The organism is Rhodococcoides corynebacterioides NBRC 14404, from assembly GCF_001894765.1.
In the GTDB taxonomy this organism is placed as follows: domain Bacteria; phylum Actinomycetota; class Actinomycetes; order Mycobacteriales; family Mycobacteriaceae; genus Rhodococcoides; species Rhodococcoides corynebacterioides.
In genome coordinates, this window is record NZ_BCWV01000005.1 from 126,553 (window position 1) to 149,058 (window position 22,506).

Sequence of the window (22,506 nt, forward strand, 5' to 3'; positions counted from 1 at the left end):
AGGAGGTCCCGTTTCTCGTGTCCGACGACGAGAACGTTTCCCACCACAGCCGCGAGCTGCTGTCCGCTGCCGACGTCGGCCGGACCGTCGCCCGCATGGCGCATCAGATCATCGAGAAGACCGCCGTCGGGTCCGACGGCGCGCCGCCGCTGATCCTCATCGGCATTCCGACGCGGGGGGCGACGCTCGCCCAGCGCCTCGCCGACCGCATCGAGGAGTTCGCCGGCACCCGGCCGCCCGTGGGGTCGCTGGACATCACGCTCTACCGAGACGACCTGCGCACCAAGCCGCACCGCGCGCTCGAGCGGACCTCGATGCCGGACACGGGCGTCGACGGCGCCCTCGTGGTTCTGGTGGACGACGTGCTGTTCTCCGGCCGCTCGGTCCGTGCCGCGCTCGACGCGCTGCGCGACCTGGGGCGGCCCCGCGCGGTCCAGCTGGCGGTTCTGGTCGACCGCGGCCATCGCGAGCTGCCGCTCCGTGCGGACTACGTCGGCAAGAACGTGCCGACGGCGCGGTCCGAGGACGTGTCGGTGCTGCTGGTCGAGCACGACGGCCGGGACGGCGTCGAGCTCCGGTCCGCCGGGGAGGACGTCCGATGAGCCGGCATCTGTTGACCACGGCCGCCCTGAGCCGCGTCGAGGCCACCGCGATCCTCGACGAGGCCGAGCGCTTCGAGCAGGCTCTGCTCGGTCGGGACGTCAAGAAGTTGCCGACTCTGCGCGGCAAGACCGTCATGACGGTCTTCTACGAGAACTCCACCCGCACGCGGGTGTCCTTCGAGGTTGCCGGCAAGTGGATGAGCGCCGACGTCATCAACGTCAGCGCCTCGAGTTCCTCGGCGTCCAAGGGCGAATCGCTGCGGGACACCGCGTTGACCTTGCGCGCCGCGGGGGCCGACGCCCTGGTGGTCCGCCACCCGGCGTCGGGGGCGGCGCACCGGATCGCCGACTGGACGGCGAACGCCGACGGCACGGGACCCGCGGTGATCAACGCCGGAGACGGTACGCACGAACATCCGACCCAGGCGCTGCTCGACGCCCTGACGCTGCGTCAGCGCCTCGGTGACATCGAGGGCCGTCGCATCGCGATCGTCGGCGACGTCCTGCACAGCCGTGTCGCCCGGTCGAACGCCACGTTGCTGGCGACCCTCGGGGCGGAGGTGGTGGTCATCGCACCTCGCACCCTGCTTCCGGTCGGCATCGAGACCTGGCCGGTGACGGTGGCGTCGTCTCTGGACGCGGAGTTGCCGGCACTGGACGCGGTCATGATGCTCCGGGTGCAGGCCGAGCGGATGAACGGCGGGTTCTTCCCGTCCGCGCGGGAGTACTCGATCGGATACGGGCTGAACCAGCGCCGGTTCGAGTTGCTTCCCGAGCACGCGGTGGTGCTGCACCCCGGTCCGATGCTGCGCGGCATGGAGATCGGCTTCTCCGTTGCCGACGCTCCCGAAACCGCTGTCCTGCAACAGGTTCAGAATGGAGTACACGTGCGCATGGCCGTCCTGTTCCGTCTCCTCATCGGATCGGAGGAGACGCGGTGAGCGTGTTGCTGCACCGAGTGCGTCCGTACGGTGAGGGCGAGCCGGTGGACGTCCTGATCGAGGACGGGATCATCACGCGGATCGAGGCGGACGTGGACGCGCCGTCGGCCGAGGTGGTCGACGGCGGGGGAGCGGTCCTGCTGCCCGGCTTCGTCGATCTGCACACCCACGTTCGCGAGCCCGGCCGGGAGGACACCGAGACCATCGAGACGGGGTCGGCCGCGGCGGCGCGTGGGGGATACACCGCGATCTTCGCCATGGCCAACACCTCGCCGGTCGCCGATTCGGTGGTGGTGACGGACCACGTGTGGCGTCGCGGTCGCGAGGTCGGGCTGGTCGACATCCACCCGGTGGGCGCGGTCACGGTGGGGTTGAAGGGCGCCGCACTCGCCGAGATGGGCACGATGCACGCCGGCGACGCGGGAGTGCGACTCTTCAGCGACGACGGTCACTGCGTGGCCGATCCGCTTCTGATGCGGCGTGCGCTGGAGTACGCCGCCGGGCTCGGCGTCGTGATCGCGCAGCATGCGGAGGAACCGCGTCTCACCGAGAACGCCGTGGCCCACGAGGGCCCGACCGCCGCTCGGTTGGGTCTGGCGGGGTGGCCCCGCTCCGCGGAGGAGGCCATCGTCGCGCGGGACGCGATCCTGGCCCGCGACGCGGGTGCTCGCGTGCACATCTGCCACGCCTCCACCGCGGGGACGGTGCAGCTGCTGGACTGGGCGAAGAAGCAGGGCATCGCCATCACCGCCGAGGTCACCCCGCACCATCTCTTCCTCGACGACTCCCGGCTCGAGACCTACGACGCCGTCAACCGGGTGAACCCGCCGCTGCGCGAGGCCTCCGACGTCGCCGCGCTGCGCGAGGCCCTGGCGTCGGGTGTCGTGGACTGCGTGGCCACCGACCACGCGCCGCACGCGGAGCAGGACAAGTGTTGCGAGTTCTCGCAGGCTCGCCCGGGGATGCTCGGACTCGAGACCGCGCTGTCCGTGGTCGTCGCCTCGATGGTCGAGACGGGCCTGCTGGACTGGCGCGGAGTCGCCCGGGTGATGAGCGAACGGCCCGCGGAGATCGTCGGGCTGACCGATCAGGGCCGTCCGATCGCCGTCGGCGAGCCGGGGACGGTGACCGTCGTCGATCCGGACACGCGCTGGACGGTCGCCGCGGAGGAGCTCGCCTCGCTGTCCGCCAACACTCCGTTCGATGCGCTGGAGCTGCCGGCGGTCGTGACCACCACGGTGCTGCGCGGTCGCGTGACGCACCGACGCACGACGAGTGAGGTGTCCTGATGGATCGAGTACTGCTCGTCCTGGCCTTCCTGCTCTTCTGGTTGGCGATGATCGCGCTGATCCTGTGGGGTTGGCGCAACCGGCAACGACGTCAGCAGGACGTGATCGGTGAGCTGCCGGCCGTGCCCGCCGACCTCGGGGCCGTGCTCGTCCCGCCGTGCACGGGTCTCTACGTGGGCTCGACCATCGCACCGAGCTGGCAGAACCGCATCGCAGTCGGGGACCTCGGGCATCGCGCCACCGGCACCCTGACCCGCTACGAGGCCGGCATTCTCCTCGAGCGCACGGGGGAGTCCGCCGTGTTCGCGCCCACCGAGTCCCTGCGGGCGATCCGCACCGAACGGGGACTGGCGGGAAAGGTCATGACCCGCGACGGACTGCTCGTGATCCGGTGGGAACTGCCGACCGGCACCGAGATCGACACCGGCTTCCGAGCCGACGACAAATCGGTCTACCCCGCCTGGGTGGACCGCCACGACACCACACCGGACGACGGTCCGGGCGATACCGACGAGAAGGAGACGGCGTGAGCAAGCCCGACGCCGCGGCACTGGTCCTCGAGGACGGGCGGGTCTTCCGCGGAGCCGCGTACGGCGCCGTGGGACAGACCCTCGGCGAGGCCGTGTTCTGCACCGGCATGACCGGCTACCAGGAGACGTTGACCGACCCCAGCTACCACCGTCAGATCGTGGTCGCCACCGCACCGCAGGTGGGCAACACGGGTTGGAACGGCGAGGACGACGAGTCCGTCGGCCCCGACGGGTCCGCGGACGACGCCCGCATGTGGGTGGCCGGGTTCGCCATCCGCGACGCGAGCCGTCGCGCCTCGAGCTGGCGCGCGACCGGCACGCTCGACGACGAGATGCGTCGACAGGACGTCGTCGGCATCGCCGAGATCGACACGCGTGCCGTGGTCCGTCACCTGCGCACGCGCGGGTCGATGAAGGCGGGCATCTTCTCCGGCGACGCGCTCGCCGACGTCGACACCCTCGTCGAGCGGGTGCGATCCCAGCCGTCGATGGCCGGAGCGGACCTGGCCGGCGAGGTCAGCACCACGTCGGGCTACGTCGTCGAGCCCGAGGGCGAGGCCCGGTACTCCGTCGTGGCGGTGGACCTCGGCATCAAGTCCAACACCCCGCGCATGTTCGCGCGGCGCGGTATCCGCGTCCACGTGGTTCCGGCGAACGCCACCATCGACCAGGTGCGCGACCTCGGTGCCGACGGTTTCTTCCTCTCCAACGGCCCCGGTGATCCGGCGACCGCCGATTCGGTGGTCCGCCTGACCGAGGAGGTCCTCGGCGACGGGACGCCGATGTTCGGGATCTGCTTCGGAAACCAGATTCTCGGGCGTGCGCTCGGCCGCGGGACCTACAAGATGAAGTTCGGCCACCGCGGACTGAACATCCCGGTGATCGAGCACGACACGGGGCGCATCGCGATCACGTCGCAGAACCACGGTTTCGCGCTCGAGGGCGAGGCGGGGGAGGAGTTCGACACTCCCTTCGGCCGCGCCGTCGTCAGCCACACCTGCGCGAACGACGGTGTGGTGGAAGGTGTCCGCCTGCTGGACGATTCGGCCTTCTCGGTGCAGTACCACCCGGAGGCGGCCGCGGGTCCGCACGACGCCGAGTACCTCTTCGACCGGTTCCTGACCCTCCTCGACAAGAAAGTCGGCAAGTAATGCCACGGCGTACCGACCTGAAGCACATCCTGGTCATCGGCTCCGGGCCGATCGTCATCGGACAGGCCTGCGAGTTCGACTACTCCGGCACCCAGGCCTGCCGCGTCCTGCGCGAGGAGGGCCTGCGCGTCAGCCTGGTCAACTCCAACCCCGCCACGATCATGACCGACCCCGAGTTCGCGGACTCCACCTACGTCGAGCCGATCACGGCGTCGTTCGTGGAGAAGGTCATCGAGAAGGAGGCCGCGGCCGGCCATCCCATCGATGCCGTGCTGGCGACCCTCGGCGGTCAGACCGCGCTCAACTGCGCGGTCGCGCTGCACGAGCAGGGCATCCTGGCCAAGCACGACGTCGAACTCATCGGTGCGGACTTCGACGCCATCCAGCGCGGCGAGGACCGTCAGAAGTTCAAGGACATCGTGGCGAAGGTCGGCGGCGAGAGCGCCCGCTCGCGTGTCTGTTACACGATGGACGAGGTCCACGACACGGTGGCCGAGCTCGGTCTGCCGGTGGTCATCCGCCCGAGCTTCACCATGGGCGGACTGGGCTCCGGCATGGCGTACACGTACGAGGATCTCGACCGGCTCGCCGGCGGCGGACTCGACGCCTCGCCGTCGGCCAACGTGCTCATCGAGGAGTCCATCTACGGATGGAAGGAGTACGAGCTCGAGCTGATGCGCGACAACCGCGACAACGTGGTGATCGTCTGCTCGATCGAGAACGTCGACCCCATGGGTGTGCACACCGGTGACTCGATGACGGTGGCGCCGGCGATGACGCTCACCGACCGCGAGTACCAGACCATGCGCGACCTCGGCATCGCGATCCTGCGCGAGGTCGGCGTGGACACGGGCGGCTGCAACATCCAGTTCGCGATCGACCCGGCGGACGGCCGTCTGATCGTCATCGAGATGAACCCACGCGTGTCCCGGTCGAGCGCACTGGCCTCGAAGGCGACGGGCTTCCCGATCGCGAAGATCGCGGCCAAGCTCGCCGTCGGCTACTCGCTGGACGAGATCGTCAACGACATCACCCGCGAGACCCCCGCCTGCTTCGAGCCCACGCTCGACTACGTGGTGGTCAAGGCCCCGCGGTTCGCGTTCGAGAAGTTCCCCGGCGCCGACGGCACGCTGACCACGACCATGAAGTCGGTCGGCGAGGCGATGGCCCTCGGCCGCAACTTCACCGAGGCGCTGGGCAAGGTGCTCCGGTCGCTCGAGACCAAGGCCACCGGCTTCTGGACGGTGTCCGACGAGGTCCTGGCCGGTGAGCGTGCCCGCGACCTCGACGCCGTGCTCGCGGACCTGAAGGTCGCCACCGAAGGCCGGATCTACGACGTCGAGCTCGCCCTGCGTCTGGGCGGCACCGTCGACCAGGTCGCCGCCGCGTCCGGCGTCGACCCCTGGTTCGTCGACGAGATCGCCGGACTGGTCGACCTGCGGGCCCGTCTGGTCGATGCCCCGGTGATCGACGAGGACCTGTTGCGGCGTGCGAAGCATGCCGGTCTCTCCGACCGGCAGATCGCGGCTCTGCGGCCTGAACTCGCCGGCGAGGACGGGGTGCGCTCGCTGCGCCACCGGCTCGGCGTGCGGCCGGTGTTCAAGACGGTCGACACCTGCGCCGCCGAGTTCGAGGCCAAGACGCCGTACCACTACTCGTCCTACGAGCTCGATCCCGGCGCGGAGACCGAGGTCGCTCCGCAGACCGAGCGCGGCAAGGTGCTCATCCTCGGATCGGGTCCCAACCGCATCGGGCAGGGCATCGAGTTCGACTACTCCTGCGTCCACGCGGCCACCACGCTGTCCGCGGCGGGGTACGAGACCGTCATGGTCAACTGCAACCCCGAGACCGTGTCGACGGACTACGACACCGCCGATCGCCTCTACTTCGAGCCGCTGACGTTCGAGGACGTGCTCGAGGTCTACCTGGCCGAGAAGGAATCCGGCCGCGGCGGCCCCGGCGTGGTGGGGGTGCTGTGCCAGCTCGGCGGTCAGACCCCGCTGGGCCTGGCGCAGCGACTCCAGGACGCCGGAGTGCCCATCGTCGGCACCTCGCCCGAGGCCATCGACCTCGCCGAGGACCGCAAGGAGTTCGGCGAGGTCCTCGTGGCCGCCGGCCTCCCGGCGCCGAAGTTCGGCACCGCGACCACCTTCGACGGAGCCAAGCGCATCGCCGGCGAGATCGGCTACCCGGTCCTCGTCCGGCCGTCGTACGTCCTCGGCGGGCGCGGCATGGAGATCGTCTACGACGAGGCGTCGCTGGACGACTACATCTCCCGCTCGACGGAACTGACGCCCGAGCATCCGGTGCTCGTGGACCGGTTCCTCGAGGACGCGATCGAGATCGACGTCGACGCGCTGTGCGACGGCACCGAGGTCTACCTTGGCGGGGTCATGGAACACATCGAGGAGGCGGGGATCCACTCCGGCGACTCCGCGTGCGCCCTCCCGCCGATCACCCTCGGCCGCACCGACATCGACGCGGTGCGGCGGTCCACCGAGGCGCTCGCCCGCGGCATCGGCGTGCGCGGCCTGCTCAACGTGCAGTACGCCCTCAAGGACGACGTGCTGTACGTGCTCGAGGCCAACCCCCGCGCGTCGCGCACGGTGCCGTTCGTGTCCAAGGCGACGGCGGTGCCGCTCGCGAAGGCCGCCGCGCGGATCGCCCTCGGCGCCACCATCGCCGAACTGCGGGCCGACGGTGTGCTCCCGGCGGAGGGCGACGGCGGACACGCCGCGTTCGACGCCCCGGTGGCGGTGAAGGAGGCCGTGCTGCCGTTCAACCGCTTTCGCAAGGCGGACGGCAGCAGCGTCGAATCGCTGCTCAGTCCGGAGATGAAGTCCACCGGCGAGGTCATGGGCATCGACGCCGACTTCGGCACCGCCTTCGCCAAGTCGCAGACGGCCGCCTACGGTTCGCTGCCGCTGTCCGGCTCGATCTTCGTGTCCATCGCCAATCGCGACAAGCGCTCGATGGTGTTCCCGATCAAGCGGCTCGCGGACCTCGGTTTCCGCATCCTCGCCACCGAGGGCACCGCGGAGATGTTGCGCCGCAACGGCATCGCCAGCGACGTGGTGCGTAAGCAGTCCGACGTCGTCGCCGAGGGTGAGCGCACCGTGGTCGACCTCATCGAGGCCGGGGAGGTGCACATGGTGTTCAACACCCCGTTCGGCAACAACGGACCGCGGGTCGACGGTTACGAGATCCGCAGTGCCGCCGTCGCCCGGAACATCCCGTGCATCACCACGGTGCAGGGCGCGGCCGCGGCCGTGCAGGGCATCGAGGCGAGCATTCGGGGCGACATCGGAGTTCGGTCCCTGCAGGACCTGCACAGCACGCTGGAGGCCTACTCGAACGCCGGACGGGGTCCGGCCGCCGGAGTGGCCGAGACGGCGGCAGTCTCGTCGTGACCGACACCGCGACCGGACGGTGGCGGACCCGCCTCGAGGCGGCCGTCACCGCCCGAGGTCGGCTGTGCGTGGGCATCGACCCGCACGCCGGGCTGCTGGCGTCCTGGGGCCTCGAGGACACCGCCGCAGGCCTCGCGGAGTTCGCCGAGGCGTGCGTGACGGCGTTCGCGGACGAGGTGGCCGTCGTCAAGCCGCAGGTGGCCTTCTTCGAACGCTTCGGGTCGGCGGGCTACGCGGTACTCGAACGCACGATCGCGGCGCTGCGTTCCGCCGGCGTCCTCGTCATCGCCGACGCCAAGCGCGGTGACATCGGGAGTACGTCGGACGCGTACGCGGCCGCCTGGCTGGACCCGGCGTCGCCGTTGGCCTCGGACGCCGTGACGGTGTCGCCGTACCTCGGTCCGGGCGCCCTGGAGCCGTTCGTGCGCCACGCGAGCGCGCACGGGGCCGGTCTGTTCGTCCTCGCGCGGACGTCCAATCCCGAGGGCGAAGGGGTTCAGACCGCCCACACGGCGTCCGGCGCCACCGTGGCCCAGCACGTCGTGGCGTCCGCGGACGCGGTGAACCGGGAGGCCGGTGACGCCGTCGCGGGCCTGGTGGTCGGCGCGACACGCGGACACGGTCTCGATCTGCGGGAATTCTCGGGACCGATCCTGGCCCCCGGCCTGGGCGCTCAGGGTGCGGCGGCGGCCGACCTGCCGTCTCTGTTCGACGGCGCGTCGAAGCTGTTGCTGCCCAACTCTTCTCGGGACATCGCGCGGCACGGGCCGGACGTGACGGCGCTCCGGGACGCCGCGCGGCGGGTTCGCGACGAGGTCGAACGGGCCCTCGCATAGCCGACGCACCGTCCGCGACACGGGCGGGGGGCCGGTTCGCAATCGCGAGCATGCCCGACTACGGTCGCTATCGCCGCTGGTCGACACCGGTGGCACGCCGGTCGATCGACCTCGCCGCCGCGCCGCACCCCGGCCGGGACTCACCGTTCCGGACCCGCCGTTCGGCACGGACGGATGGCGGACGCCGACCGATACACATACGACGAGACGGAGGAACCGTGGCCCTTCCCCAGTTGACCGACGAGCAGCGGGCTGCTGCTCTGGAGAAGGCGGCAGCTGCACGTCGTGCCAGGGCAGAGCTCAAGGAGCGCCTCAAGCGCGGCGGCACCGACCTGAAGCAGGTGCTCAAGGATGCCGAAGAGGACGAGATCCTCGGCAAGATGAAGGTCTCGGCGCTGCTCGAGGCCCTGCCCAAGGTGGGCAAGGTCAAGGCGCAGGAGATCATGACCGAACTGGAGATCGCACCCACGCGTCGTCTCCGCGGTCTCGGCGATCGTCAGCGCAAGGCGCTGCTCGCTCGGTTCGATTTCGAAGCCTGACAGGCGCGTGTCCGACAGTGACACCCGGGCGCGAGCGTCCGACCGTGCCACCGTCACCGCACCGGGGAGGGGTCGGCTGGTAGTTCTGGCCGGCCCCTCCGCCGTCGGGAAGTCCACCGTGGTGGCCCGCGTGCGCGCGGCGTTGCCGGACCTGTTCTTCAGCGTCTCGGCCACCACCCGGGCGCCCCGGCCCGGCGAGGTGGACGGACGGGACTACCGCTTCGTCGCCCCCGCCGAGTTCGACCGCATGATCGACGCCGGTGAACTGCTCGAGTGGGCCGAGATCCATCGTGGCCTGCACCGCAGCGGGACGCCGGCCGAACCGGTCCGCCGCGCACTGGCCGCCGGGGACCCGGTGTTGCTCGAGGTCGACCTGCAGGGCGCCCGCGCCGTGCGGGCCGCTGCGCCCGAGGCCCGGCTCGTGTTCCTCGCGCCGCCGTCCTGGGACGATCTGGTGACGCGACTGACCGGCCGCGGGACCGAACCGCCGGACGTGGTCGCGCGCCGGCTCGACACCGCCCGCGAGGAACTGGCGGCGCAGGGCGAGTTCGACACGGTCGTCGTGAACGACGATGTCGAGCGAGCGAGTGCCCAGTTGGTATCCTTGTTGGTCGACGGTGACCCGGAGGGCCATGGTGCCCCCGGTGACGGCCGTCCCTAGTCGGAGCATCCGCTCCGGCCACAGCGTTCGAAAAGCATTCAGGAGCACTTCGTGAGTAGTCCCGTAGCAGGCGTGTCGCGTTCCGAGATCGCCGCGTACGACACACCCCTGGGCATCACCAACCCGCCCATCGACGAACTGCTCGACCGCACGTCGTCCAAGTACGCCCTGGTGATCTACGCCGCCAAGCGCGCCCGTCAGATCAACGACTACTACAACCAGCTCGGCGACGGCATCCTCGAGTACGTCGGCCCCCTGGTGGAGCCGGGTCTGCAGGAGAAGCCGTTGTCGATCGCGCTCCGCGAGATCCACGCCGACCTGCTCGAGCACGTCGAAGGCGAGTGAGTCCGCTGGCCTCGCAGCGCCGACGCGTCGTCGTCGGTGTCGGCGGCGGAATCGCCGCCTACAAGGCCTGCGGAGTGATCCGTCACTTCACCGAGGCCGGGGACGACGTTCGCGTCGTCCCCACCGAATCCGCCCTGCAGTTCGTGGGGCGTGCCACGTTCGAGGCGCTGTCCGGTAACCCCGTGCACACGGGCGTCTTCGCCGACGTGCCCGAGGTTCCGCACGTGCGCCTCGGGCAGGAGGCCGACCTCGTGGTGGTGGCCCCGGCGACGGCCGACCTGATGGCGCGTGTCGCCGCGGGCCGGGCGGACGACCTGCTGACCGCGACGCTGCTCACCGCGCGGTGCCCGGTGGTGTTCGCCCCCGCGATGCACACCGAGATGTGGGAGCACCCCGCGACCGTCGACAACGTCGCCACCCTCCGTCGTCGTGGGACCGTCGTGATCGAGCCCGCGTCGGGTCGCCTCACGGGCAAGGACACCGGTCCGGGTCGGCTTCCCGAGCCCGACGAGATCGCCGCGATCGCCGAACTGCTCGCCGAGCGCGCCGACGCGTTGCCTCGCTCGCTCGAGGGTCGACACCTCGTGATCTCGGCGGGCGGCACCCGCGAACCGCTCGATCCGGTGCGGTTCCTCGGCAACCGCAGTTCCGGCAAGCAGGGCTACGCCCTCGCCCGCGTCGCCGCCCAGCGCGGCGCTCGGGTCACCCTGGTCTCCGGCTACACGACCGACCTGGCGCCGCCGTCGGCGGTCTCCGTGGTGACGGTCCGGACCGCACAGGACATGCAGACCGCCGTCCGCGAGGCCGCCGGGCACGCCGATGCCGTCGTCATGGCGGCCGCCGTCGCGGATTTCCGGCCCACCACCGTCGCCACCAGCAAGATCAAGAAGGGCGCGGACGAGCCGGACACGGTTCCGCTCACCCGCAACGACGACATCCTGGCGGGCCTGGTCACCGCCCGCGCCGACGGCGAGTTGCCGGCCGGGACGGCCATCGTCGGATTCGCCGCCGAGACCGGTGACGAGAACGGCGACGTCCTGACCCACGCTCGCGCCAAGTTCGCGCGCAAGAAGTGCGACCTCCTCGTGGTCAACGCCGTCGGCGAGGGGAAGGCGTTCGAGATGGACAGCAACGACGGCTGGATCCTGTCCACGGACGGATCCGAGACGGCCCTCGCGCACGGGTCGAAGGCGCTCATGGCCTCGCGGGTCCTCGATGCGTTGACCCCGTTGCTCGCCCCGGTCTCGACCGGGCCCGTGCTCGCGGCCGACCCCTCCACCCCCTCCACCGCGGACGGGGAGTGTACGAACACCGGCGACCCGCGCTGATTCGTGCGAGTGGCCGGTGACGCCCGGTCCTGCTGTCCCCTCCGATTCGGGGTACCCGGTCGGCGGTAGCCCTGTCCGTGTACGAGAGGAAACATCTGTGAGCACGTCCGCACGTCGGCTCTTCACCAGCGAATCGGTCACGGAGGGTCACCCCGACAAGATCTGTGACGCCATCAGCGATTCGATTCTCGACGCGCTTCTCACCGAGGACCCCCGGGCGCGGGTCGCGGTGGAGACCCTGGTGACCACCGGCCAGGTGCACGTCGCCGGTGAGGTCAACACCACCGCCTACGCCGACATCCCGCACATCGTGCGCGAGAAGGTCCTCGAGATCGGCTACGACTCGTCGGCCAAGGGCTTCGACGGCAATTCCTGCGGCGTGAACGTCGCCATCGGCGCACAGTCGCCGGAGATCGCGCAGGGTGTCGACAACGCGTACGAGTCGCGTGTCGAGGGCCTCACGGACGACGAGATCGACCGTCAGGGCGCCGGGGACCAGGGCCTGATGTTCGGCTACGCCATCAAGGACACGCCCGAGATGATGCCGCTGCCGATCGCGTTGGCGCACCGACTCTCGCGTCGCCTCACCGAGGTGCGCAAGACCGAGGTGCTGCCCTACCTGCGCCCGGACGGCAAGACGCAGGTCACCATCGAGTACGACGGCGGTCGTCCGGTGCGCCTCGACACCGTCGTGGTCTCCACGCAGCACGCGGCGGACATCGATCTCGAGAACATGCTCACCCCGGACATCCGGACCCACGTGCTCGACGCCGTGGTCGCCGATCTCGGCCACGACACTCTCGACACGTCGTCGGTGCGCCTGCTGGTCAACCCCACGGGCAAGTTCGTCCTCGGCGGTCCGATGGGCGACGCCGGGTTGACCGGCCGCAAGATCATCGTCGACACCTACGGCGGCTGGGCCCGGCACGGCGGCGGCGCCTTCTCGGGCAAGGACCCGTCGAAGGTCGACCGCAGCGCTGCGTACGCGATGCGCTGGGTGGCGAAGAACGTCGTCGCCGCGGATCTGGCCGAGCGGGTCGAGGTGCAGGTCGCGTACGCGATCGGCAAGGCGGCGCCCGTCGGACTGTTCGTCGAGACCTTCGGCTCGGAGAACGTCGACCCCGCGAAGATCCAGTCGGCCATCACCGAGGTGTTCGATCTGCGCCCCGGCGCGATCATCCGCGACCTCGATCTGCTGCGCCCGATCTACGCGCCCACGGCGGCCTACGGTCACTTCGGCCGCACCGACATCGACCTGCCCTGGGAGAACACCGACCGCGCCGAGAAGCTGCGGTCGGCCGCGGGGCTCTGACCGGCACCGCGCGACCGGCGGAGCGCGCGCCGATCGCGCGCGTGATCCCGCTGCTCGCGCTCGCTCACCTCGACCGGGACTTCGACTACGTGGTCCCGGTCGAGTGGGACGAGGCCGCGCAACCCGGCGTCCGGGTGCGTGTGCGCTTCGCCGGTCGCCTGGTCGACGGATTCCTGGTCGAGCGCCGTGACACGACCGACCACACCGGGAAACTGGGCTTCCTGGACAAGGTGGTCTCACCGGAAGTGGTGCTCACCGCGGAGGTCACCGATCTGGTGACGGCCGTGGCGGCGCGCTACGCGGGGACCCGGTCGGACGTGCTGCGCCTGGCGGTTCCGCCGCGTCATGCCCGCGTCGAAGCACAAGCACGGTCGATCGGCGCGTCCGCCGCACCCACCGTGTCGATCGACGGCTGGGTGCGATACCGCCACGGCCGGGAGTTCCTCGCCGCCCTCGCCGAGCGACGAGCGGCGCGGGCGGTGTGGCAGGCCGTACCGGGGGAGGACTGGCCGGCCCGTCTCGCCGAGCTGGCGGCTGCGACGGTCGCCGCAGGCGGCGGCGTCCTGCTCCTCGTTCCCGATCAACGCGACCTCGACCGGGTCGAGGCCGCATGTCTGTCCGTGCTCGACCCCGCCGCGGTGTCGGTGCTGTCCGCCGGTCTCGGGCCCGCCGAGCGCTATCGACGCTGGCTGGCCGTCGCTCGCGGCACGGCGCGGGTGGCGGTCGGTACGCGTAGCGCGGTGTTCGCGCCCGTGCACGACCTCGCACTGGTCGTGGTGTGGGACGACGGCGACGAGTCGCTGGTCGAACCGCGCGCGCCCTATCCGCATGCCCGTGACGTCGCACTGCTGCGTGCTCATCGCACCGGCACCGCGGCGGTGGTGGGTGGGTTCGCCCGCACCGCCGAGGCGCAGGCGCTGGTCGAGTCCGGATGGGCGCAGGATCTGCTCGCCGCGCGGGACACCGTCCGCGCCGCGGCCCCGCGCATCACTGCCCTGGCCGACAGCGAGCACGCCCTCGTGCGCGACCCCTCCGCCCGCGCCGCACGACTGCCCGCGGTCGCTTTCGCTGCCGCCCGCACGGCGCTGGCCGCCGGCCGGCCCGTGCTGGTCCAGGTGCCACGCCGCGGCTACGTTCCGTCGCTGGCCTGCGGGAAGTGCCGCACTCCGGCGCGGTGTCGGCGGTGCCACGGTCCGTTGGCATTGCCGTCGGCGCCCGGCGCGGACGGCGTCGGCAGTCCCACGTGCCGCTGGTGCGGCACTGCGGACGCGGCGTACTCGTGCCCGACCTGCGGGTCACGGGCCCTGCGCGCGACGGTGATCGGTGCCGGTCGCACGGCGGAGGAACTGGGGCGAGCGTTCAGCGGCGTCACGGTGCGACAGTCCGGGGGCACCGCGGTGCTGGCGTCGGTGCCCGCCGGCCCGTCTCTCGTGGTCGCCACCGTGGGCGCCGAACCCGTCGCCGAGGGCGGGTACGGCGCCGCCCTCCTGCTCGACGGGTGGGCGATGCTCGGCCGGGCGGACCTGCGGGCCGCGGAGCAGACCGTACGGCGCTGGATGGCCGCGGCGGCCGGCGTGATCCCCGCCTCGGACGGCGGCGAGGTGGTCGTGGTCGCCGAAGCCGACCTGCCCGCCGTCCAGGCGCTGATTCGGTGGGACCCGGTCGGTCACGCCGCCACCGAGCTGGCCGAACGCGCCGAGGTCGGATTCCCGCCCGCCGTGCATCTGGCCGCCGTGGACGGTGCACCCGACGCGGTGCGGACGCTGCTCGACGCCGCACGACTGCCCGCGGAGACCGTCACGCTCGGGCCCGTCGATCTTCCGCCGGGGGAGCGCCCGCCGGTCGGCGCCGACACCGCGGACGATCCGTCCGCGCCCGTCGAGCGAGTGCTGTTGCGGGTGCCCCGACAGTCGGGCTCGGCGCTGGCCCGCGCCCTCGCCGAGGCCCGCGCGGTGGTGGGAGCGAAGAAGGCCACGACGTCGGCGCTGCGCATCCAGGTCGACCCCCTCCGCATAGGCTGACGCGCGTGCGTCTCGTCTTCGCCGGTACTCCCGAACCCGCCCTGCCCGCCCTGCGACGTCTGCTCGCCTCGCCCCGGCACGAGGTGGTCGGCGTGCTCACCCGCCCCGACACGGTCGCCGGACGGGGCCGCCGGGTGGTGCGCTCACCCGTCGCGCAGCTCGCCGACGAGCACGGCATCCCGGTCCTCCAGCCGCCGCGACCCGGCGACGCCGACGCCGTACGCACCCTGACCGACTGGGCGCCGGACTGCTGCCCCGTCGTCGCCTACGGGGCGCTCCTGCGCCCGCCGCTCCTCGACCTGCCCCGGCACGGCTGGGTCAACCTGCACTTCTCCTTGCTTCCCGCGTGGCGCGGTGCCGCTCCGGTGCAGGCGGCGCTCGCCGCGGGGGACGAGGTGACGGGAGCCACGACGTTCCGCATCGAGGAGGGACTGGACACCGGGCCCGTCTTCGGAGTGGTCACCGAGACCGTGCGCGGCGACGACACCGCGGGGGACCTCCTCGGCCGGTTGGCCGAGAGCGGGGCCGGACTGCTGGAGGCGACCATGGACGGTCTCGAGGACGGCGCGCTGACCGCGGTGCCGCAGTCGACCGACGGTGTCTCGATCGCCCCGAAGATCACGGTGGACGCGGCGCGCGTCGATTTCACGCGTCCCGCCGTGGCCGTGGACCGCCATGTGCGCAGTGTCACACCGGCCCCGGGGGCCTGGGCCGAGGTCCACGATCTCCGCGTCAAGCTGGGACCCGTGACCGTCACCGAGGAGTCGCTGCCCGCCGGGGTCGTCGAGGTGCGCAAACGGGCCGTGCTGGTGGGAACAGCGACCGCCGCGGTGGAGTTGAGCTGGGTACAGGCGCAGGGCAAGAAGCAGATGGCGGCGACCGACTGGGCGCGCGGAGCACGGGACGTGGACGGGGCGGTGATTCGATGAGCGAGGATCGCTCCGGTCGACGCGGTGACGAGGATCGCGCCGGTCGACGCGGTGACGAGGATCGCTCCGGCACGCGTCGGCCCTCGCGGACCCGCGCCGGGAATCCTGCCCGCGGCAACACGCGCCCCCGACAGGCGAACCGTCCGAATCCCGCGGAGGCCGGACTCGATCCGGCGCGCGTCGCGGCACGCGACGTCCTGCGGGCGGTCCGGGAACGCGACGCCTACGCCAACCTGGTCCTGCCCGCCCTGCTCCGCGAGCGGCGTCTCGGCGAACGGGATGCAGCATTGGCCACCGAGCTCGCCTACGGCGCCTCCCGTGCTCGCGGGGTGTTGGACGCCGTCATCGCCCACGCGGCGTCGCGCTCGGTCGAGGAGATCGACGGGCCCCTGCTCGACGTCCTCCGGCTCGGCGCCTATCAGTTGCTGCGTACCCGTATCGCTCCGCACGCCGCGGTGGCCACGTCGGTGGACATGGTGCGCGCCGAGGCCGGCCCCGGGAAATCGGGCTTCGTCAACGCCGTGCTGCGGCGGGTGTCCGAACGCACGGAGGACCAGTGGGTCGCCGAGCTCGCCCCGCCCGCGGATCGCGATCCGGTGGGACATGCGGCGTTTCGTCATGCGCACCCGACGTGGATCGCGCAGGCCTTCCACGACGCCCTCGGCGCGGACGCCGGTGAGCTCGACGAGTTGCTCGCCGCGGACGACGCGCGACCGGCCGTCCACCTGGTCGCGCGACCGGGTGAGATCTCGGCGGACGAGCTGGCCCTGGTCACCGGCGGCGAGGTCGGCCCGTGGTCGCCCTACGCCGTCCACCTCGACGGGGGGGATCCCGGCCGCCTCGACGCGGTGCGCGAGGGTCTGGCCGGTGTGCAGGACGAGGGCAGTCAGCTCGTCGCCCGCGCCCTCGTCGAGGCGCCCCTCGACGGTGAGGACGGCGGCCGCTGGCTCGATCTGTGCGCCGGGCCGGGTGGCAAGGCCGCGCTGTTGGGTGCGTTGGCCGCCGTGGACGGTGCGACCGTCGACGCGGTGGAACCGTCCGACCATCGCGCCGACCTGGTGCGAAAATCCACGCGCGACCTGCCGGTCACGGTGCACACCGTCGACGGCCGGTCCAGTGGGCTCGAGCCGGGCTACGACCGCGTCCTCGTCGACGCACCCTGCACCGGGCTCGGGGCGTTGCGTCGCCGTCCCGAGGCCCGGTGGCGTCGCCGGCCCGAGGACGTCGCCGGCCTGGTCGTCCTGCAGCGCGAGTTGCTCGCCGCGGCCGTCGCGCTCGTCCGCCCGGGCGGCGTCGTGGTCTACGCGACGTGCTCGCCGCACCTGTCCGAGACGATCGGCGTGGTCGGCGACGCCGTGCGACGCCACGGGCTGATCGGTCTCGACACCGGCGTCACGGTGCCGGGTGTGCCGCGGTCGACGCGTCCCACGCCCGGGCGTGACGGGTCGGCCGGGACCCACGTCCAGCTCTGGCCGCACCGCCACGGCACCGACGCCATGTTCTTCGCGGCTCTGCGACGACCCGGTGGTGTCGCGTGACGACGCGCGGTGCGGTGGCCGCCCTCGCCGGCCTGGCGCTGCTGGGCGCCGGCTGTGCGGCCGGAACGACGTCGACCGCGTCGGTCGACACCCCCGATCCGGTCCGGGTGTCGGTTGCCGCCTCCGAGAACGCCGCCTCGCTCCCCGCCGCCGACGCGCCGCAGCGGGTGGCCGTCCTCGGCGACTCGTTCTCCGCGGGCTCCGGCAACGACGTGGTCTGGCCGGACGTGCTCGCCGACGAGCACGGCTTCGATCTGGTCAACGTCAGTCTCGGCGGCGCCGGCTACGTGGCGGGAGACGACGAGCTCGGGACGTTCGGCGACGAGGTCGACGACGCCCTCGCCGCGGATCCCGACGTCGTGCTGGTGGTCGGCAGCGAGAACGACGTGGACGAGGACCCCACCGAGGTGTACGACGCCGCCCTCGCCCTGTTCGCCCGGCTGCACGCCGGGGCGCCCGCGGCCGAGCTGGTCGCCGTGGGGCCCATCTGGAGCGGCGACGTCCCGGTTCCGGCGGAACTCCGCGACGTCGACTCCGCGGTGGAGTCCGCCGCGCTCGGCTCGGACGTGGACTACGTCGACACCCTCGACGCGGGGTGGTTGGCCGACCCGGCCATCATTCAGGACGACGGCGATCACCCCACCGACGCGGGACAGTTCCTGCTCGCCGAGGCCATCGACGAGGCCGTGGACGTCGTCGAACCGGGGCTGCTGGGATGACAGGGGCCCGGTTAGGCTCCTTGCCCGTGGCTCCTACCGATACGTCCCCGACCCCGCGGCATCCGATGATCGCGCCGTCGATCCTCTCGGCCGACTTCGCGCGACTGGCCGACGAGGCCGCGGCCGTCGCGGGCAGCGACTGGTTGCACGTCGACGTCATGGACGCCCACTTCGTGCCCAACCTGACTCTCGGGCTACCGGTGGTGTCCAGCCTGCTGAAGGCCACGGACATCCCGCTGGACTGCCACCTGATGATCGAGGACCCGGCCCGCTGGGCGCCGCCGTACGCCGAGGCGGGCGCGTACAACGTCACCTTCCACGCCGAGGCCGCCGACGACCCGGTGGCCGTCGCGCGCGACATTCGCGCGGCCGGCGCGAAGGCCGGTCTGTCGATCAAGCCGAACACTCCGATCGAGCCGTACCTCGAGATCCTGCGGCATTTCGACACTCTGCTGGTGATGAGCGTCGAGCCGGGATTCGGTGGCCAGAGCTTCATGCCCGAGGTCCTGGACAAGGCCCGCACGGCGCGCCGACTGGTCGACGCCGGTGAGTTGCGTCTGGTGGTCGAGATCGACGGCGGCATCAACGACGACACGATCGCGCAGGCCGCCGAGGCCGGCATCGACTGCTTCGTCGCCGGCTCGGCCGTGTACAACACCGACGATCCGGGGCGCGCCGTGGCCGCGCTGCGTGCCGCCGCGGCGTCGGCGTCACCCCACCTCACCGCCTGATGGTTCCGCTGCCGTCGGCGGTCGTCGACGAGGCGATGCGGACCGCCGTCGCCGTCAGCGAGTCGGCGCGCGGAATCAGCACGCCGAATCCGCCCGTGGGCGCGGTGATCCTGGACGCCGAGCACCGCGTCGTGGGCACCGGGGCCACGGCGGCCCCGGGCGGACCGCACGCGGAGGTCGTCGCCCTGCGCGAGGCCGGCGTCGCCGCGGCCGGCGGCACGGCCGTGGTGACCCTGGAGCCCTGCGACCACACCGGCCGGACCGGCCCGTGCACCGAGGCGCTGCTCGCCGCGGGCGTGGCGCGGGTCGTGTACGCCCTCGCCGATCCGACGCCCGCCGCGTCCGGCGGGGGCGACACGCTCACCCGCGCAGGCGTCGCCGTGGAGTCCGGGCGCCTCGCCGACGAGGTCGCTCGCGGCCCGTTGCGGGCCTGGCTGCACCGGCAGCGCACCGGTCGACCGCACGTCACGCTCAAGCTGGCCTCCACCCTCGACGGGCGGATCGCCGCACCGGACGGCACCAGCCGATGGATCACCGGTCCCGCCGCGCGCGCCGTGGTGCATGCCGAACGTGCCCGCCTGGACGCGATCGTGGTGGGGACCGGCACGGTCCTGGCCGACGATCCCGCGCTCACCGCGCGGCGCGACGACGGCACGCTCGCGTCGCGGCAGCCGCTGCGGGTGGTGGTCGGCCGTCGGGACCTGCCCGCCGGCCTCCGCGTACTCGACGACTCGGCGCCCACCCGGCTCGTGCGCGAGCACGATCCGCACGCCGTCCTGGCTGCGCTCGACGACGTGAACGACGTTCTGGTGGAGGGCGGCGCCACGCTGGCCGCGGCCTTCCTCGATGCCGACCTGGTGGATCGGCTCGTCGTGTACCTCGCCCCGACCGTGCTCGGCGCCGGGCGGTCCGCCGTCGAGTCGTCGTCGGTGGGAACACTGGCCGACGCCCGCGGGTTCCGCCGAGAGAGCGTCACCGTGCTGGGTGACGACCTCCGCCTCGACCTCGTCCCCGTCGCAGCCCCCTCCCACCCGGCCGCAGCCCCCTCCCACCCGGCCGCAGCCCCCTCCCACCCGGCCGCAGCCCCCTCCCACCCGACCGCAGCCCCCTCCCACCCGGCCGCCCGACCACAGCAGGAGCAGACATGTTCACCGGAATAGTCGAAGAACTCGGCACGGTCACCGCGAAGGAGGACCTGGCGGACGCGGCCCGGTTCACCGTCGAGGGCGCCGTGGTCACCTCGGACGCCTCGCACGGGGACTCCATCGCCGTCAACGGGGTGTGCCTGACCGTCGTCGAGGTGCGTGAGGGAGCGTTCACCGCCGACGTGATGCAGGAGACCCTGTCGCGCTCGTCGCTCGGGTCGCTTCGAGTCGGCAGCCGAGTCAATCTCGAACGCGCTGCGTCGCTCGGCTCCCGTCTCGGGGGCCACCTCGTGCAGGGCCACGTCGACGGCACGGGCACGGTGATCTCGCGCACGCCGTCGGAGAACTGGACGGTGGTGCGGGTGGCCCTGCCGCGCGAGGTCGCCCGGTACGTGGTGCACAAGGGGTCGATCACCGTGGACGGGGTGTCGCTGACCGTGTCCGCGCTCGGCGGTACCGGCGACGACCAGTGGTTCGAGATCTCCCTGATTCCGACCACCCTCGGCCTGACGACCCTCGGCACCGCCGAGCCGGGGACCACCGTCAACCTCGAGGTCGACGTGATCGCCAAGTACGTCGAGCGGCTGCAGAGCGCCGACTGAACACCGACAGACCACCGACCGAGCGCCGGGCCGACCGGGCCCGGACCGTAGGCTGGTAGGGACCGACCCCGCCCGCACCGCCGCGGGCGGCCTGACGTGGGGAGCGCGACGCGTGACCAGGTTCGACACCATCGAGCGAGCAATCGCGGACATCGCGGCCGGCAAGGCCGTCGTCGTCGTCGACGACGAGGACCGCGAGAACGAGGGCGATCTCATCTTCGCCGCCGAGAAGGCCACCCCGGAGCTGGTGGCGTTCATGGTCCGCTACACCTCGGGTTACCTCTGTGTTCCGCTGTCGGGTGAGGACTGCGACCGCCTCGGTCTGCCGCCGATGTACGCGACCAACCAGGACAAGCACGGCACCGCCTACACCGTCACGGTCGACGCCCGCGAGGGCATCGGGACCGGGATCTCCGCGTCGGACCGCGCCGCGACGATGCGCTTGCTCGCCGATCCCACCACCGGCGCACACGACTTCACGCGGCCCGGTCACGTCGTACCGCTGCGCGCGAAGGAGGGCGGCGTCCTGCGTCGACCCGGCCACACCGAGGCGGCCGTCGACCTCGCCCGGATGGCCGACCTGCGTCCGGCCGGCGTCATCTGCGAGATCGTCAGCCAGAAGGACGAGGGCGCGATGGCGCAGACGGACGAACTGCGCGTCTTCGCCGACGACCACGACCTCGCGCTGATCTCCATCGCCGACCTCATCGCGTGGCGACGCAAGCACGAGAAGCACGTGGTCCGCGTCGCCGAGGCCCGCATTCCGACCCGCCACGGCGAGTTCCGCGCCGTCGGCTACCAGAGCGTGTACGAGGACGTCGAGCACGTCGCCTTGGTGCGCGGTGACATCGCCGGTCCCGACGGCGACGGCAGTGACGTGCTCGTTCGAGTGCACTCGGAATGCCTGACCGGTGACGTGTTCGGATCGCTCCGGTGCGATTGCGGCCCCCAGCTCGACGCCGCTCTCGACATGGTGGCGAGCGAGGGGCGCGGGGTCGTGCTGTACATGCGCGGTCACGAGGGCCGCGGCATCGGGCTGCTGCACAAGCTGCAGGCCTACCAGCTGCAGGACGCCGGATCGGACACCGTCGACGCCAACCTCGCCCTCGGCCTGCCCGCCGACGCGCGCGACTACGGCATCGGCGCCCAGATCCTCGTCGACCTCGGCATCTCGTCGATGCGTCTGCTGACCAACAACCCGGCCAAGCGGGTCGGGCTCGACGGGTACGGCCTGCAGATCACCGAGCGCGTGCCGATGCCGCTGCGAGCCAACGCGGAGAACCTGACGTACCTGCGCACCAAGCGCGACCGGATGGGGCACGACCTGATCGGGCTCGACGCGTTCGACACCCCCACGATCACCCCCGACGCAGGAGGTCTGTGACATGAGCGGCGCCGGCGAACCCGTTCTGCAGCTGTCCGGGGCCGAGCGGCTGCGGGTCGCGGTCGTGGCGGGTCAGTGGCACGAGAAGGTCAGCACAGCCCTGATCGAGGGGGCCATGCGCAAGGCCGAGGACGTCGGCCTGACCGACGTCACGCTGGTGCGCGTCGCCGGCGCGATCGAGATCCCCGTGGTGGCGCAGCAACTCGCCCGCACCCACGACGCGGTGGTCGCCCTCGGTGTCGTGATCCGCGGCGGCACACCGCACTTCGAGTACGTCTGCGATGCCGTGACGGCCGGGCTCACCCGTGTCTCGCTGGACGAGTCGACGCCCGTGACCAACGGCGTCCTCACCGTGAACGACGAGCAGCAGGCGCTCGACCGCGCCGGCCTGCCCGGGTCCAAGGAGGACAAGGGCGCGCAGGCCGTCGCTGCGGCGGTGGACACCGCGCTGACCCTGGCCGCCCTCCGAGGAGAGCCGACGTGAGCGAGAAGG

General features: G+C 71.9%; 21 protein-coding genes. All 21 read left to right on the plus strand.

Annotation, left to right across the window (positions count from 1 at the left end; genetic code table 11):
- Positions 1–17: 17 nt before the first annotated feature.
- The 21 genes from pyrR (at position 18) to ribH (ending at position 22,497) form a co-directional block, all read left to right on the plus strand.
- Positions 18–602 (plus strand): bifunctional pyr operon transcriptional regulator/uracil phosphoribosyltransferase PyrR, encoded by a 585-nt coding sequence (gene pyrR, locus RC2_RS13115; RefSeq protein WP_068150484.1) that lies wholly within the window; start codon positions 18–20, stop codon positions 600–602.
- Positions 599–1,543, plus strand: a complete 945-nt coding sequence (locus RC2_RS13120) for an aspartate carbamoyltransferase catalytic subunit (RefSeq protein WP_068150486.1) — start codon at positions 599–601, stop codon at positions 1,541–1,543. Before pyrR ends, RC2_RS13120 begins: the two co-directional genes overlap by 4 nt.
- On the plus strand, positions 1,540–2,832 hold the full coding sequence (locus tag RC2_RS13125; RefSeq protein WP_072681495.1) for a dihydroorotase: 1,293 nt from the start codon (positions 1,540–1,542) through the stop codon (positions 2,830–2,832). Before RC2_RS13120 ends, RC2_RS13125 begins: the two co-directional genes overlap by 4 nt.
- A complete protein-coding gene (locus tag RC2_RS13130) occupies positions 2,832–3,362 on the plus strand; it encodes a PH-like domain-containing protein (protein WP_068150491.1) in 531 nt (176 codons plus the stop codon). The genes RC2_RS13125 and RC2_RS13130 overlap by 1 nt, the downstream gene beginning before the upstream one ends.
- Positions 3,359–4,513 carry a glutamine-hydrolyzing carbamoyl-phosphate synthase small subunit gene (gene carA, locus RC2_RS13135; RefSeq protein ID WP_068150493.1) on the plus strand — a complete coding sequence of 385 codons (1,155 nt, stop codon included), beginning with the start codon at positions 3,359–3,361 and terminating at the stop codon, positions 4,511–4,513. Before RC2_RS13130 ends, carA begins: the two co-directional genes overlap by 4 nt.
- On the plus strand, positions 4,513–7,923 hold the full coding sequence (carB, locus tag RC2_RS13140) for a carbamoyl-phosphate synthase large subunit (RefSeq protein ID WP_068150496.1): 3,411 nt from the start codon (positions 4,513–4,515) through the stop codon (positions 7,921–7,923). The genes carA and carB overlap by 1 nt, the downstream gene beginning before the upstream one ends.
- Entirely contained in the window at positions 7,920–8,759 is an 840-nt protein-coding gene (gene pyrF, locus RC2_RS13145) for an orotidine-5'-phosphate decarboxylase (RefSeq protein ID WP_068150499.1), read from the plus strand. The genes carB and pyrF overlap by 4 nt, the downstream gene beginning before the upstream one ends.
- Before the next feature lie 218 nt (positions 8,760–8,977).
- On the plus strand, positions 8,978–9,298 hold the full coding sequence (gene mihF, locus RC2_RS13150; RefSeq protein WP_068101046.1) for an integration host factor, actinobacterial type: 321 nt from the start codon (positions 8,978–8,980) through the stop codon (positions 9,296–9,298).
- Between the two features lie 7 nt (positions 9,299–9,305).
- Positions 9,306–9,959 carry a guanylate kinase gene (gene gmk / locus RC2_RS13155; protein ID WP_068150502.1) on the plus strand — a complete coding sequence of 218 codons (654 nt, stop codon included), beginning with the start codon at positions 9,306–9,308 and terminating at the stop codon, positions 9,957–9,959.
- Positions 9,960–10,010: 51 nt separating this feature from the next.
- Positions 10,011–10,304, plus strand: coding sequence for a DNA-directed RNA polymerase subunit omega (gene rpoZ / locus RC2_RS13160; RefSeq protein ID WP_068101049.1), 294 nt, complete (start codon positions 10,011–10,013; stop codon positions 10,302–10,304).
- Complete coding sequence (gene coaBC, locus RC2_RS13165) at positions 10,301–11,632, plus strand: bifunctional phosphopantothenoylcysteine decarboxylase/phosphopantothenate--cysteine ligase CoaBC (protein ID WP_082895627.1); 1,332 nt, start codon at positions 10,301–10,303, stop codon at positions 11,630–11,632. The genes rpoZ and coaBC overlap by 4 nt, the downstream gene beginning before the upstream one ends.
- Positions 11,633–11,729: 97 nt before the next feature.
- Positions 11,730–12,944, plus strand: a complete 1,215-nt coding sequence (metK, locus tag RC2_RS13170; protein ID WP_068150505.1) for a methionine adenosyltransferase — start codon at positions 11,730–11,732, stop codon at positions 12,942–12,944.
- Positions 12,941–14,965: a primosomal protein N' gene (locus tag RC2_RS13175; protein WP_174552330.1), complete on the plus strand. Its 2,025-nt coding sequence runs from the start codon at positions 12,941–12,943 to the stop codon at positions 14,963–14,965. Before metK ends, RC2_RS13175 begins: the two co-directional genes overlap by 4 nt.
- A gap of 5 nt (positions 14,966–14,970) precedes the next feature.
- A complete protein-coding gene (locus RC2_RS13180; RefSeq protein ID WP_072681498.1) occupies positions 14,971–15,894 on the plus strand; it encodes a methionyl-tRNA formyltransferase in 924 nt (307 codons plus the stop codon).
- Positions 15,891–17,432 (plus strand): RsmB/NOP family class I SAM-dependent RNA methyltransferase, encoded by a 1,542-nt coding sequence (locus RC2_RS13185; RefSeq protein ID WP_072681500.1) that lies wholly within the window; start codon positions 15,891–15,893, stop codon positions 17,430–17,432. The genes RC2_RS13180 and RC2_RS13185 overlap by 4 nt, the downstream gene beginning before the upstream one ends.
- Positions 17,429–18,151 carry an SGNH/GDSL hydrolase family protein gene (locus tag RC2_RS13190; protein ID WP_068153542.1) on the plus strand — a complete coding sequence of 241 codons (723 nt, stop codon included), beginning with the start codon at positions 17,429–17,431 and terminating at the stop codon, positions 18,149–18,151. The genes RC2_RS13185 and RC2_RS13190 overlap by 4 nt, the downstream gene beginning before the upstream one ends.
- 65 nt (positions 18,152–18,216) lie before the next feature.
- Positions 18,217–18,882: a ribulose-phosphate 3-epimerase gene (gene rpe, locus RC2_RS13195; protein WP_068153541.1), complete on the plus strand. Its 666-nt coding sequence runs from the start codon at positions 18,217–18,219 to the stop codon at positions 18,880–18,882.
- Positions 18,882–20,042: a bifunctional diaminohydroxyphosphoribosylaminopyrimidine deaminase/5-amino-6-(5-phosphoribosylamino)uracil reductase RibD gene (gene ribD, locus RC2_RS13200; protein WP_072681502.1), complete on the plus strand. Its 1,161-nt coding sequence runs from the start codon at positions 18,882–18,884 to the stop codon at positions 20,040–20,042. The genes rpe and ribD overlap by 1 nt, the downstream gene beginning before the upstream one ends.
- Positions 20,027–20,629 carry a riboflavin synthase gene (locus RC2_RS13205; RefSeq protein WP_072681504.1) on the plus strand — a complete coding sequence of 201 codons (603 nt, stop codon included), beginning with the start codon at positions 20,027–20,029 and terminating at the stop codon, positions 20,627–20,629. The genes ribD and RC2_RS13205 overlap by 16 nt, the downstream gene beginning before the upstream one ends.
- Before the next feature lie 112 nt (positions 20,630–20,741).
- Positions 20,742–22,013 carry a bifunctional 3,4-dihydroxy-2-butanone-4-phosphate synthase/GTP cyclohydrolase II gene (locus RC2_RS13210; RefSeq protein WP_068150903.1) on the plus strand — a complete coding sequence of 424 codons (1,272 nt, stop codon included), beginning with the start codon at positions 20,742–20,744 and terminating at the stop codon, positions 22,011–22,013.
- A 1-nt stretch (position 22,014) separates the two neighbouring features.
- Positions 22,015–22,497, plus strand: coding sequence for a 6,7-dimethyl-8-ribityllumazine synthase (gene ribH / locus RC2_RS13215; RefSeq protein ID WP_068150907.1), 483 nt, complete (start codon positions 22,015–22,017; stop codon positions 22,495–22,497).
- Positions 22,498–22,506: the final 9 nt, after the last annotated feature.